This window comes from Streptomyces sp. R41, from assembly GCF_041053055.1.
Classification (GTDB): Bacteria; Actinomycetota; Actinomycetes; order Streptomycetales; family Streptomycetaceae; genus Streptomyces.
The window spans coordinates 2917484-2930118 of record NZ_CP163443.1 but is presented as its reverse complement, the minus strand read 5'-3'; the positions used below and the strand labels follow the sequence as shown (position 1 = coordinate 2930118).

General features: G+C 70.7%; 12 protein-coding genes and 2 pseudogenes. 6 read left to right on the top strand and 8 right to left on the bottom strand.

What is annotated here, in order from left to right:
* Positions 1 to 103: 103 nt before the first annotated feature.
* From AB5J53_RS13760 to AB5J53_RS13750, 3 genes are read left to right on the top strand one after another with little or no spacing between them, the layout of a single operon-like run.
* Positions 104 to 823, top strand: coding sequence for a VWA domain-containing protein (locus AB5J53_RS13760; RefSeq protein WP_369245917.1), 720 nt, complete (start codon positions 104 to 106; stop codon positions 821 to 823).
* On the top strand, positions 820 to 1395 hold the full coding sequence (locus AB5J53_RS13755) for a HutD family protein (protein WP_369245916.1): 576 nt from the start codon (positions 820 to 822) through the stop codon (positions 1393 to 1395). The genes AB5J53_RS13760 and AB5J53_RS13755 overlap by 4 nt, the downstream gene beginning before the upstream one ends.
* 58 nt (positions 1396 to 1453) lie before the next feature.
* Positions 1454 to 3130 (top strand): cytochrome bc complex cytochrome b subunit, encoded by a 1677-nt coding sequence (locus tag AB5J53_RS13750; RefSeq protein WP_369245915.1) that lies wholly within the window; start codon positions 1454 to 1456, stop codon positions 3128 to 3130.
* Here AB5J53_RS13750 and AB5J53_RS13745 read toward each other — a convergent pair.
* From AB5J53_RS13745 to AB5J53_RS13735, 3 genes and pseudogenes are all read right to left on the bottom strand, one after another.
* Positions 3105 to 3623: pseudogene (locus tag AB5J53_RS13745) on the bottom strand (acyl-CoA dehydrogenase family protein); the annotation flags it as partial. The gene AB5J53_RS13750 and the pseudogene AB5J53_RS13745 overlap by 26 nt on opposite strands.
* A gap of 486 nt (positions 3624 to 4109) precedes the next feature.
* Positions 4110 to 4538: pseudogene (locus tag AB5J53_RS13740) on the bottom strand (acyl-CoA dehydrogenase family protein); the annotation flags it as partial.
* Positions 4538 to 5683: an acyl-CoA dehydrogenase family protein gene (locus AB5J53_RS13735; protein WP_369245914.1), complete on the bottom strand. Its 1146-nt coding sequence runs from the start codon at positions 5681 to 5683 to the stop codon at positions 4538 to 4540. The gene AB5J53_RS13735 and the pseudogene AB5J53_RS13740, both read right to left, overlap by 1 nt.
* 72 nt (positions 5684 to 5755) lie before the next feature.
* Here AB5J53_RS13735 and AB5J53_RS13730 point away from each other — a divergent pair, with 72 nt between their 5' ends.
* Genes AB5J53_RS13730 through AB5J53_RS13720 form a run of 3 tightly spaced genes read left to right on the top strand, consistent with a single transcriptional unit; the run spans position 5756 to position 8355 of the window.
* Positions 5756 to 6547 carry an SDR family oxidoreductase gene (locus AB5J53_RS13730; RefSeq protein WP_369245913.1) on the top strand — a complete coding sequence of 264 codons (792 nt, stop codon included), beginning with the start codon at positions 5756 to 5758 and terminating at the stop codon, positions 6545 to 6547.
* A gap of 15 nt (positions 6548 to 6562) precedes the next feature.
* A complete protein-coding gene (locus AB5J53_RS13725) occupies positions 6563 to 7174 on the top strand; it encodes a TetR/AcrR family transcriptional regulator (RefSeq protein ID WP_369245912.1) in 612 nt (203 codons plus the stop codon).
* 23 nt (positions 7175 to 7197) lie between these two features.
* On the top strand, positions 7198 to 8355 hold the full coding sequence (locus tag AB5J53_RS13720; protein ID WP_369245911.1) for an acetyl-CoA C-acetyltransferase: 1158 nt from the start codon (positions 7198 to 7200) through the stop codon (positions 8353 to 8355).
* 69 nt (positions 8356 to 8424) lie between these two features.
* Here the strand turns inward: AB5J53_RS13720 and AB5J53_RS13715 are convergent, their stop codons facing one another.
* The 5 genes from AB5J53_RS13715 to AB5J53_RS13695 are packed head-to-tail and all read right to left on the bottom strand — an operon-like array spanning position 8425 to position 12572.
* Positions 8425 to 9066: an SIMPL domain-containing protein gene (locus AB5J53_RS13715; RefSeq protein ID WP_369245910.1), complete on the bottom strand. Its 642-nt coding sequence runs from the start codon at positions 9064 to 9066 to the stop codon at positions 8425 to 8427.
* The gene (locus tag AB5J53_RS13710; RefSeq protein WP_369245909.1) at positions 9063 to 10127 is read right to left on the bottom strand and encodes an NAD(P)H-dependent flavin oxidoreductase; all 1065 of its coding nucleotides are present in this window, start codon (positions 10125 to 10127) and stop codon (positions 9063 to 9065) included. The genes AB5J53_RS13715 and AB5J53_RS13710 overlap by 4 nt, the downstream gene beginning before the upstream one ends.
* Entirely contained in the window at positions 10127 to 10942 is an 816-nt protein-coding gene (locus tag AB5J53_RS13705; protein ID WP_369245908.1) for a CoA-transferase subunit beta, read from the bottom strand. Before AB5J53_RS13705 ends, AB5J53_RS13710 begins: the two co-directional genes overlap by 1 nt.
* A complete protein-coding gene (locus AB5J53_RS13700; protein WP_369245907.1) occupies positions 10939 to 11823 on the bottom strand; it encodes a CoA transferase subunit A in 885 nt (294 codons plus the stop codon). Before AB5J53_RS13700 ends, AB5J53_RS13705 begins: the two co-directional genes overlap by 4 nt.
* Entirely contained in the window at positions 11820 to 12572 is a 753-nt protein-coding gene (locus AB5J53_RS13695; protein WP_369245906.1) for an enoyl-CoA hydratase family protein, read from the bottom strand. Before AB5J53_RS13695 ends, AB5J53_RS13700 begins: the two co-directional genes overlap by 4 nt.
* Between the last annotated feature and the right edge of the window lie 63 nt (positions 12573 to 12635).

The following is a 12635-nucleotide window of genomic DNA, read 5'->3' as shown; positions in this document are numbered from 1 at the left end:
AAATAGCGAACACCTGTGGCCGGGTGGGACGGCAGGGGCCCGGGGTGCCTGCGGTGACGTAATCTCGGCGTTTCCGTAACCCTCGCGCGATGGGAGCCCCCGCATGGCCGGAATCAGCCTCACCAAGGTGGAGGAGACCGCGCCCGCGCTGGTCAGTCTGTACAAGAGCGCGGGGGTCTCCCTCACCAAGCACGGGCTGAACGGTCAGCGGGCCGCCGTGTATCTGGTGGTCGACTACTCGGGGTCGATGAAGCCGTACTACCAGGACGGCAGTGTGCAGGCGCTCGCCGACCGGGTACTCGGGATGGCGGCCCACTTCGACGACGACGGGACGGTGCCGGTCGTCTTCTTCTCGACGGACATCGACGCCGTCACCGACATCGCGCTCGACAACCACCAAGGTCGCATCGAGCGGATCGTGGCCGGGCTCGGGCACATGGGCAAGACCAGCTACCACCTCGCCATGGACGCCGTCATCGACCACTACCTGGACAGCGGCTCCAAGGACCCCGCCCTCGTCGTCTTCCAGACCGACGGCGGGCCGATCAACAAGCTCGCCGCCGAACGGTACTTGTGCAAGGCGGCCAAGCTTCCGCTGTTCTGGCAGTTCATAGGGTTCGGGGATCCGGGGAGTAGGCAGTTCGAATTCCTGCGCAAACTGGACGAGTTGGCGGTGCCGCAGAAGCGGGTCCTCGACAACGCCGGGTTCTTCCACGCCGGTTCGGATCCGCGGAAGGTGTCCGACGGGGAGCTGTACGACCGGCTGGTGGCGGAGTTCCCGCAGTGGCTGGTGGCGGCAAGGGCGCGGGGGATCGTGCAGTGACCGTACGATCCCTGCCCGCCGCCGAGCGGGTCGCCGTGCCCTGGAAGAACGGCGGCGGGGTGACCCGTGAGATCGCCGCCTGGCCCGAGGGCGCGGACATGGGCGACTTCGTGCGGCGAGTGAGCCTCGCCGACGTCGGCGCCGACGGGCCGTTCTCGGCGTTCGCCGGGGTGGACCGGATCCTCACCATGGTCGAGGGCGAGGGGATGGACCTGACCGTCGGGGGCGAACATCGTCGTGTCGATACGCGGTATGTGCCTCAGGGCTTCCCCGGTGACCTGGCGACCGACTGCCGGCTGCTCGGGGGGCCGGTCGTGAACCTCAATGTCATGTGGCGCAGGGGCGGTGCGGCGGTCCCGACCGTCAGGGTGGTGCGTTCCCGGCTGCCGGTCGCTGTCCCGGCGGGGCCGGCCGTGCTGGTCGTCGCGCTCGAGGGGACCGCCGAGGTGGCCGGACTGACCCTCGGGCGGTACGACGCCGCGCTGCTGACCGGCGAGGACGCCGAGCTGCGTGCGATGGGGCGTACCGCTGTCATCGGTCTCGTGCCACGGGGTGCCGAGCTCGGCTCGTGACGCCCCGTTGGCTTCGGGGAGGCGTCATGCCACCCTGGGGGGCCGAGGGGAGCGGCGTATGGGCGCACGAGAGATCAACTCCGCGCGGGCTACGGGGACTTCAGGTGTCGGGACGTCGAGTGCCGGGCGGCGGGACGAGGCCGGCAAAGGGGAGCGGCTCGCGGACTGGGCCGACGGGCGACTGGGCATCTACGCGCTGGCCAAGGCCAATATGCGCAAGGTCTTTCCGGACCACTGGTCGTTCATGCTCGGCGAGGTCTGCCTCTACAGCTTCCTCATCCTGATCCTCACCGGCGTCTATCTCACCCTGTTCTTCGAGCCGAGCGGCGTCGAGGTCGTCTACCACGGCTCGTACAAGCCGCTGAACGGCATCATCATGACGCGGGCGTACGAGTCCACGCTCGACATCAGCTTCGACGTGCGCGGCGGACTGCTGATCCGGCAGATCCACCACTGGGCGGCGCTCGTCTTCCTCGCCGGGATGCTCGTGCACATGATGCGAGTGTTCTTCACCGGCGCGTTCCGCAAGCCGCGCGAGGTCAACTGGCTGTTCGGCTGGACCCTGTTGATGCTCGGCCTCATCACCGGCCTGACCGGCTACTCGCTCCCCGACGACCTGCTCTCCGGCACCGGCGTCCGCTTCGCGCAGGGCGCCATCCTGTCGGTCCCGATCGTGGGGACGTACCTCTCCTTCTTCCTTTTCGGAGGGGAGTTCCCGGGGCACGACATCATTCCGCGCTTCTTCCCGATCCATGTACTCCTGCTGCCCGGGATCATGCTGGGCCTGGTCGTCGCCCATCTGATCCTGGTCTTCTACCACAAGCACACGCAGTACCCCGGGCCCGGACGGGACCAGAAGTCCGTGATCGGCATGCCGTTCATGCCCGTCTACATGGCCAAGGCGGGCGGCTTCTTCTTCCTCGTCTTCGGCGTGCTGTCGGTGATGGGTGCGATCGCGACGATCAACCCCGTGTGGGCCTTCGGGCCCTACCGGCCCGACCTGGTGACCACCGGCGCGCAACCCGACTGGTATCTGGGGTTCTCCGAGGGGCTGATCCGGGTGATGCCGGGATGGGAGATCAACGCCTGGGGCCACACCCTGCAGTTGGGCGTCTTCATCCCCTTCTCCCTCTTCCCGCTCATCATGACCGCCATCGCCGTCTATCCGTTCATCGAGGCGTGGGTCACCGGGGACAGACGTGAGCACCACATCCTGGACCGGCCGCGCAACGTGCCCACCCGCACCGGGCTCGGCGTCGCCTGGCTGACGCTCTACGCCGTCCTGCTCGTCGGCGGGGGCAACGACCTGTGGGCCACCCACTTCCATCTCTCGATCAACGCGATCACCTGGTTCGTACGGGTCGCCGTCTTCGTCGGGCCCGCGCTCGCCTTCGTCGTCACGAAACGGATCTGTCTGGGGCTGCAACGCCGGGACCGCGACAAGGTGCTGCACGGGCGCGAGTCCGGCATCATCAAGCGGCTCCCGCACGGCGAGTACGTCGAGGTCCACGAACCGCTCACGCAGTCGCAGCGGTTCACCCTGACCCAGCACGAGCAGGCGCCGCCGTACGAGGTGGGGCCGCTCGTCGACGCGAACGGCGTCGCCCGCCGGGTGGGGCCCTCCCGCCGGCTGCGCGCCCGGCTGGCCCGGGCCCTGTACGGACCCGGTACGCAGATTGCGAAGCCGACCGTCGAGGAGTACCGGGAGCTCACGAGCGAGGACCATCACCACTGAGGACCTCGGCCCGGCACTCCGCCGGCGTGCCCCACGCGGTGCGCAGGGCACGGGCCTTGGTGAGCCAGAGGGAGAGGTCGTACTCGGCCGTGTAGCCGATCGCGCCGTGCAGTTGCAGCGCGGTACGGGCGGTCGCGTACGCGGCCTCGCAGGCCGTGACCTTCGCGGCGGCCACATCGGCCGGGGCCATCGACAGGGCGGCTCCGAAGAGGAGCGGCCGCGCGAACTCCAGGGCGATCTTCGCGTCCGCCAGCTGATGCTTGACTGCCTGGAACGAGCCGATGGGCACCCCGAACTGGCTGCGCTGCTTCACGTAGCCGACCGTCCGGTCGAGGAGAGCCAGCCCCACCCCCAGGGCTTGGGCAGCGGTGGCGAGACGAGCCCAGGTGAGGGCGTGGACGGCGGCGCGGGCCACGTGCGGGCCCGTGGTGAGGAGCTCAGCGCCCGGGCGGGGGCGGGTTAGCCGGCGGGCCGGGTCGAGGGAGGGGCGGAGGGAAGTCGCGGGGGGCGCGGGGGGTGTGGACGTCGCGGGGGTTCCAGGGGTTCCGGGGGTGCTGGGGGCGCCGGGGGTTGCGGAGCCGGCAGAGGTCCCGGGGAGTGCGGAGATCCCGGAGGGCTGAGAGGCCCCGTGTCCCGGCGCGCCCGATCCCGTTGTGCCGCTGCCGCTGCCGCTGCCGCTGCCGCTGCCGCTGCCGCTGCCGCTGCCGCTGCCGCTGCCGCTGCCGCTGCCGCTGCCGCTGCCGCTGCCGCTGCCGCTGCCGCTGCCGCTGCCGCTGCCGCTGCCGCTGCCGCTGCCGCTGCCGCTGCCGCTGTGCGCGTGCTGGTGGCTGCGGACCGGAGCTTGAGCTGTCGTGCCGTGCGTCGCGGCCGGCGAGCCGCTGCTGTCGGTATCGCCGGCGGCTGTCGGGGTCGTGGTCGGCGTGGACGCGTGGACCGGCGCCTGTGTCAGGTGCAACTCGGCGGTCTTCGCGGTGTTCCGCACCGTCAGGTGCACCTCAGCCGCGTCCCCGTCCAGCAGATACGGCCCCCCGCCCGGCAGGGCCACCGTGGCCACCGCCTCGCCCGAGGCAAGCGTCGGCAGGAGGCGCTTGGCGGGGCCCGATTCGCCGAGCGAGGACAGGAGCGCGGCCGCCGCCACCGTCTCCACCAGCGGGCCAGGCGCCGCGTGTCGGCCCAACTCCACGAAAGCGACGGCCAGTTCCACGGGAAGGGGGCCCACACCTTCGTACGCCTCGGGTATCGCCAGCGCGAAGACGCCCGCGTCGGCGAGGCGGGACCACAGGGCGCGGCCCGGGGTGTGGTCGCCCGCGGCCCAGGCGCGGACAGCCGCCGGGGTGTCCGCGGAGGTCAGCATCGCGTCCAGGGAGGCCGCGAAGGCGCGCTGCTCGGTGTCGAGGAGGAAACGCATCAGCGGCGTCCCTTCGGGAGGCCGAGCAGCCGCTCGGCGATGATGTCGCGCTGGATCTCGTTGGTGCCCGCGTAAATGGGACCCGCGAGGGAGAAGACGTACCCCTCGGACCAGTCGGTGTCCGCCAACTCGCCCTCCGGGCCCAGCAGATCGAGTGCGGTCTCGTGCAGCGCGATGTCGTACTCGGACCAGAAGACCTTGTTCAGGCTGGACTCCGGGCCGATGCTCTCGCCGTCGAGGAAACGGGAGGCGTTGGCGTACGTGAAGAGCTGGTAGGCGCGGGCGCCGATCACCGCGTCGGCCACCCGGTCGCGCAGGGCTGTGTCCGAGGGGTCCGCCCAGGTGCGCCAGAGGTCCACCAGCCGCTCGGCGGCAGCGAGGAAGCGGCCCGGTGAGCGCAGCGTCAGCCCGCGTTCGTTGCCCGCGGTCGACATGGCGACCCGCCAGCCCTGGCCCGGCTCGCCGATCACGTCCTCGTCCGGGACGAACACGTCGTCCAGGAAGAGCTCCGCGAAGGCCGGTCTGCCGTCCAGACGGCCGATCGGGCGGACCGTCACGCCCGGCGCGCGCAGGTCGAACATCAGGTAGGTCAGGCCCTGGTGGGGTTTCGGGGTGTCCGGATCGCTGCGGAACAGACCGAAGGCGCGGTCGGCGAACGCGGCCCTCGACGACCAGGTCTTCTGCCCACTCAGCAGCCAGCCGCCGTCCGTGCGCACCGCGCGCGAGGTGAGGGAGGCCAGGTCGGAGCCCGCCTCGGGCTCGGACCAGGCCTGCGCCCAGATGACCTCGCCCGTGGCCATCGACGGCAGCACGCGCGCGCGTTGCTCCCGCGTCCCGTGGTCGAAGAGTGTCGGCGCGAGGAGGCTGATGCCGTTCTGGCTGACCCGGCCCGGCGCGCCCGCCGCGTAGTACTCCTCCTCGAAGACCAGCCAGCGGACGATGTCCGCGCCCCGGCCGCCGTACGCCGTCGGCCAGGACACCACCGACCAGCGGTCCGCGGCCAGTTCGGCCTCCCACGCGCGGTGCGCGCCGAAGCCCTCCTCGGTCTCCAGCGAGGGGAGGGGGACGGCCGGGACGTGGGCGTCGAGCCAGGCCCGGGCCTCGGCGCGGAACGCCTCGTCGGCGGGCGAGTGGGCGAGATCCATCGGCGGCACCTTTCGGCGGTGATCTCTGCGGCAACCTTCCCTAACAAGTGTTTGGTAGGTTAGCGTGGAGTCATGACAGACGTCGAGGGTCCGGAGTACGTGCCTGGGCACGGGCTGCTGAAGGGGCGCACCGCCGTTGTCACCGCCGCCGCGGGTGCCGGGATCGGCGGAGCCACGGCCCGTCGGTTTCTGGAGGAGGGCGCGCGCGTGCTGATCAGCGACGCGCACGCGCGGCGGCTCAAGGAGGCCGAGCAGGCACTCGCCGAGGAGTTCGGTGCCGCGAGTGTCGCCGCACTGCCCTGCGACGTCACCGACGAGGACCAGGTCCAGTCCCTCTTCGACACGGCCGCCGGACTGCACGGCGGCCTGGACGTCGTCGTCAACAACGCGGGCCTGGGCGGCACTTCCGCTCTCGTCGACATGACCGACGAGCAGTGGTCGAAGGTGCTCGACGTGACGTTGAACGGCACGTTCCGGTGCACCCGGGCAGCCCTGCGCCGGCTCAAGGAGCAGGACGGGGGCGGGGTCGTCGTGAACAACGCCTCCGTCGTCGGCTGGCGCGCCCAGGCAGGCCAGGCCCACTACGCCGCCGCGAAGGCCGGCGTCATGGCGCTCACCCGATGCGCCGCCATCGAGGCCGCCGCGTACGGAGTGCGAGTCAACGCGGTGTCACCGAGCCTCGCCATGCACCCGCACCTCGCCAAGGTCACCACACCCGAGCTCCTCGAAGAGCTGACCGCGCGCGAGGCCTTCGGACGCCACGCCGAGCCATGGGAGGTGGCCAACGTGATCGTGTTCCTGGCGTCGGGCTACTCCTCGTACATGACGGGTGAGGTCGTCTCCGTCAGTAGTCAGCGCGCCTAGGACGACAATGGACCCGTGCCTACCAAGAAGAAGCCCCAGGTGACCGCCTCGCCGGAGCGCCGCCGCGAACTCCTCGACACCGCCGCCGAGGTCTTCGCCGAGCAGGGCTACAACGCCACCACCGTCCGCAAGATCGCGGACGAGGCCGGGATGCTCGCGGGCAGCCTCTACTACCACTTCGACTCCAAGGAATCGATGCTGGAGGAAATCCTGCGGACCTTCCTCGACGAGCTGTGGAACGGGTACGACACCGTCCTGGACGCCGAACTGGACCCCCGGGAGACCCTGGAGGCCCTGGTCACCGAGTCCTTCCGGGAGATCGACCGGCACCGCGCCGCCGTCGCCATCTACCAGAAGGAGTCCAAGCACCTCGCCGCCCAGCAGCGCTTCGCCTTCCTCGCCGAGTCGCAGCGCAACTTCGAGAAGGCGTGGCTGAGCACGCTGGAGCGCGGCGTCGATGCCGAGGTCTTCCGGGCCGACCTCGACATCCGGCTCACCTACCGGTTCGTGCGCGACACCGTGTGGGTCGCCGCGTCCTGGTACCGGCCCGGTGGACAGCACAGCCCGGAGGAGATCGCCCGGCAGTACCTCTCGATGGTCCTCGACGGGATCTCCGTACGCGAATAACCCATGTCTGCGAGGGAGTTGTCATGGCCGAGGCCTACATCGTCGAAGCGGTCCGCACGCCCGTCGGGCGGCGCGGGGGAGGCCTGAGCGGTGTCCACCCGGCCGACCTCGGAGCGCATGTTCTAAGGGCCCTGGTCGAGCGGTCCGGTGTCGACCCGGCCGCCGTCGAGGACGTCGTCTTCGGCTGCCTGGACACGGTGGGGCCGCAGGCCGGGGACATCGCCCGCACCTGCTGGCTGGCGGCCGGGCTGCCCGAGGAGGTGCCGGGCGTCACGATCGACCGGCAGTGCGGGTCCTCCCAGCAGGCGATCCACTTTGCCGCGCAGGGCGTGCTGTCCGGCACCCAGGACCTGGTGGTCGCCGGCGGCGTCCAGAACATGTCGCAGATACCCATCGCCTTCGCCTCCCGCCAGGCCGCCGAACCGCTCGGTCTCACCGAAGGGCCCTTCGCGGGCAGCGAGGGCTGGCGGGCGCGCTACGGCGACCAGCCCGTCAACCAGTTCCACGGCGCCGAGCTGATCGCCGCCAAGTGGGGTATCAGCCGCCGTGACCAGGAGGAGTTCGCGCTCCGCTCCCATCAGCGGGCGATCCGTGCCATCGACGAGGGGCGCTTCGCGCGCGAGACGGTGGCGTACGGGGAAGTCGCCGTGGACGAGGGCCCGCGCCGTGACACCTCGCTGGAGAAGATGGCGGGCCTGAAACCGGTCGTCGAGGGCGGCACCATCACCGCCGCCTGCTCCTCCCAGGTCTCCGACGGCGCCGCGGCGATGCTGCTCGCCTCGGAGCGGGCGGTCCGCGAACACGGGCTGACGCCCCGCGCGCGAGTCCACCACCTCTCGGTGCGGGGCGAGGATCCCATCCGCATGCTGTCGGCCCCCATCCCGGCCACCGCGTACGCCCTGAAGAAGACCGGCATGTCCATCGGCGACATCGATCTCGTCGAGATCAACGAGGCGTTCGCGCCGGTCGTCCTGGCCTGGCTGAAGGAGACCGGCGCGGACCCGGACAAGGTCAACGTCAACGGTGGCGCGATCGCGCTGGGGCATCCGCTCGGCGCGACGGGTGTGAAGCTGATGACGACCCTCCTCCATGAACTGGAGCGCACGGGTGGCCGTTTCGGACTGCAGACCATGTGCGAGGGCGGCGGTCAGGCCAACGTGACGATCATCGAACGGGTCTGAGGGCCATACGTCGGCAGTGGACGCCCGGCGGTCGGCGGTGCGCGGTCGCGGGCAGTCTGTCGGCGGGCGTCAGCGTCCTAGGGAGAAGCCCAGCACCACGCCCGCGGACACCTCCACCCTTCCGGGCGCGAGATCGCCCGCCGAGCTGCCACCGCCGCCACCATGGCCCCGGTACTGGCGGAACTCGTACGACTCCGAGTCCACGTCCTGGATGTGCACCACAGGGCCCAGCGGCACGCCCGCCGCCTCCGTGTACACCTCGGCCTTGCGGCGGGCGGCCGCCACCGCCTTCCGGCGTGCCTCGTCCCGCAGCGCCGGCTTGTCGTGCACGTCGAACTCCACGCTGTCGATCTGGTGCGCCCCGGCATCGACGGCGTCCACGATCAGCCGCTGGAGGTCGTCGAGCGCCTCCGTCTCGATGACGTACGAGGCCCGGCAGCGGTATCCGAGGAACTTCCGCTCGCCGCCGTAACCGTCGTAGTCCGAGCTGAGCTTGAGCCGGGAGCCCGAAACCGACGCATCCGGTATCGCGTGCTCGCGCAACACATCGCGCAGCCGCGCCACCGCGGCGCCCGCCTCCTGAAACGCCCTGTCGGGCACGGGCTCCAGCACGTCCACCGTCAGTTTCACCCGCACCAGCTGCGGTTCGACCCGCACGCTGCCGGCACCGAACACACTGAGCCCCCAGGGCTCTTTGATCGTCTCTGTCATGCGCGCATTGAAGCACCGCCCGCCGACAGCGCGCCGACGATTTCCGTGGCTTCGGCCATCACCCGCTCCACCAGCTCGGCGCACGACGGCAGGTCGTCGATCACCCCGGCGACCTGCCCGGACGCCATCACCCCGAGGTCCGTACGCCCGTCCACCATCGCCGACCTCAGCAGCATCGGGGTGTTCGCGGCGAGCAGGACCTGACTCCAGGACAGCTCCTTGCCGTGCTTCAGGGCGAGCCCGTCGCGCACCATCCGTCGCCAGGTGAGCCCGAACAGCTTCCGGAACCCGGCCGCCCGGCGGACGGCGTGGAGCAGGGCTTTCCCGCGGCCGGAGTTCTCCAGGGCGTCCACCAGGTCCGTACGCAGCATCCGGTGCGGCAGACCGTCCACCGCCGTGGTCACGGTGATGTCTTTGACCGTCGCTGCCAGATACCTCGCCTTCACCGCGTCCGGCACCGTCGAGTCGGAGGTCAGAAGGAAGCGCGTACCCATCGCGATGCCCGCCGCGCCGTACGCCAGCGCCGCCACCAGTCCCCGCCCGTCGTAGAAGCCGCCCGCCGCCACGACCGGGATGTCGACCGCGTCCACCACCTGCGGCAACAGCACGGTCGTCGCCACCTCGCCGGTGTGCCCGCCGCCCTCGCCGCCCTGCACGATCACCGCGTCGGCGCCCCAGGCGGCCACTTTCTCGGCGTGCCGGCGCGCCCCGATGGACGGGACGACGATCACGCCCGCCTCCTTCAGCTCGGCTATCAGCTCGCGCGAGGGGGCGAGGGCGAAGGACGCGACGCGCACGCCCTCGTCGACGATGATCCGCACCCGGTCGTCCGCGTCCCCGGCGTCCGCGCGCAGATTCACACCGAACGGCTGGTCCGTACGGGACTTGACCTCTCGTACGGCGTCCCGCAGCTGGTCGAGCGTCATCGTCGCGGAGGCCAGGATGCCCAGCGCGCCGGCGTTCGCCGTGGCGGAGACCAGGCGTGGGCCCGCCACCCAGCCCATGCCGGTCTGCACGATGGGGTGGCGGACGCCTACGAGCCGGGTCAGCGCGGTGTCCATCAGCGTCCGACCCTGCCACTGTCCGGGACCTCACGATCCCGCGTGTTCCTCGGTTCGGTGACCTCGCGATCCCGTGTGCCCTTCGGTTCGGTGACCTCGCGATCCCGGGTGCCCTTCGGGTCGATGACCGCGCGGATCAACTCCAGCTCTTCCGGGGTCGGATCACGGGTGTACGGCACCTCTTCGGGGACGGTCAGCGCGAAGCCTGTCGCCTCCCTCACCTGCGCGATCGTGACGCCCGGGTGCAGTGAGGCGAGGCGCATCGAGTGGTCGGGCGTCGCGAAGTCGAGGACGGCGAGGTCGGTCACCACGCGCGGGATGCGGTGGAAGCGCGTGGCGCTCGGCCCCGCGGCGGCGGCACGGTCGTACCCCACCCCGCACACCATGTCGACCCGCTCGACGAAGACACGCGGCGAGTGCTTCGGGATCCAGTAACTGGTCGGGTTGTTGAGCGTGTTGACCGGGGCGCCGCGCACGCCCAGCAGCTGGCGCTTGGGCTTGGCCCAGTCGCCGATGCAGGAGATGTTCTGGTTGCCGAAGCGGTCGATCTGGCTCGCGCCCATCATCACGTGCCGGCGGCCACCGGTGACCATCGTCAGATGTTGCCGGTACGGGAGCCAGCCTTCCGGTGTGCCGTCGAGGCCGACGAGCATGGCTTCGCCGTCGGTCAGCAGCAGGTCGGGCGAGAAGGTGCGCTTGGCGAGGCGGGCGCCGATGGCCGGGATCACGCCCATCGGGCTGGCGAGCACCTCGCCGTCGCCCCGCCAGGCCTCGGCACAGGCGATCACGCAGTACTCGGCACGGGAGACGGTCACTGGTGCTGCCCCTTCTGTTCCTTCTGCCAGGCCTGGACGGCGCTCCGGTAGGCGTGCTCGTCCCCGCCCAGGAACCGCTCGGCGAACTCGGCGTACGGCGTGGTGGCGTACAGCTTCTGGAAGGCCTCGTCGCGTCCGTAGTCGGGGACGCACGAGGTGAAGTGCGCGCCGGTCGGCGTCTCGACGACCCCCGTCACGCTCGACCGCTTGAGCAGCAGCGTCTGCGGGGCGGCCTCCTTGGTCAGCTCCGCCGTGCCGATGTTCTCGACGAGCTGCTCGCATGACACATACGCGGCGTCCGCCGCCTCGCAGAACAGGTCGTCGAAGTACGGGTCCGGACCCAGGTACTGGCCGTTGCCGAGGCGGTCCGCCCGGTTCATATGGACCAGGGCCGCGTCCAGGCGCAGGGCCGGCATGGCGACGAACTCCTCCCGTGTCCCCGAGGACTCGTCGACGTACGGCGAAGTGACCGTCCGCAGGCCGGGGTTGACCCGCATCACGTCCGAGCCGATCCCGGCCCGCACGGGCAGGAAGGGCAGGCGGTTCGCGGCGGCGCGCAGCCCCCACATGAACATCGCCTCGTCGACCTCCATCAGCTCGAAGGCGCCGCTCTCGCGCGCCGCGCGGTAGTGCGGTTCGAGCGGGATCGAGTCGAGGGTCGTGAAGGCGGTGACGAGTTTCCGTATCCGTCCGGCGGCGGCGAGCAGGCCTACGTCCGGGCCGCCGTACGAGACGACGGTGAGATCGGTGATCTCGGTGCGGAGCAGTGCTCTCACCAGCGCCATCGGCTTGCGGCGGGAGCCCCAGCCGCCGATGCCGAGGGTCATCCCGCTCTCCAGCCGGACGACGGCTTCCTCGGCCGACATGGTCTTGTCGCTCACTGGGCGGCCTCCTTTCCGAAGGTGTCGCGGACACGGTCGGCGACCCCGCTGAGGTTCGCCTCGAAGGTGAAGCCCTGCTCGAAGCGGTAGCTGCGGCGCACGTCGACGGGATCGATTCCGTTGATCGCGGCCTTCGCGAGCCGGATGAGGTGACCGTCCTTGGCGGCTATCTCGCGCGCCAACTCCAGGGCGGCCGCGTGCAGTTCCTCGCGCGGCACGACCCTCCACACCGAGCCGTGCGCGTGCAGCTCGGCGGCGGTGGCGGTGCGCGAGGTGTAGTACAGGGCGCGCATCAGGTGCTGCGGTACGAGGCGGGCCAGATGCGTGGCCGCGCCGAGTGCGCCCCGGTCCAGCTCGGGCAGCCCGAAGGTCGCGTCCTCGCTCGCCACGATCGCGTCCGCGTTCCCCACGAGCCCGATCCCGCCGCCCAGACAGAAGCCCTGCACGGCCGCGACAACGGGCACCTCGCACTCGTACACCGCGGCGAAGGCCTCGAAGCAGCCGCGGTTGGCGCCTATGAGGGCGCGATGACCCTCCGTGTCGCGCTGCATCTCCTTGATGTCGACGCCCGCGTTGAAACCGCGCCCCTCGGCCCTCAGCACCACACAGCGGATCTCGGGGTCGCGGCCCGCCGCGCGGACGGCGTCGGCCAAGTCGTACCAGCCCTTCACCGGCAGTGCGTTCACCGGCGGGAAGTCGACCGTGACGACGGAAATCCCCTTTTCCGGGGACGAGGTGGAGACACCCATGGGCGCATCAGCTACCTTTCCACCAAACGTTTGTTAGGCGCAATCTCGAAGCTAGCAGCGAAT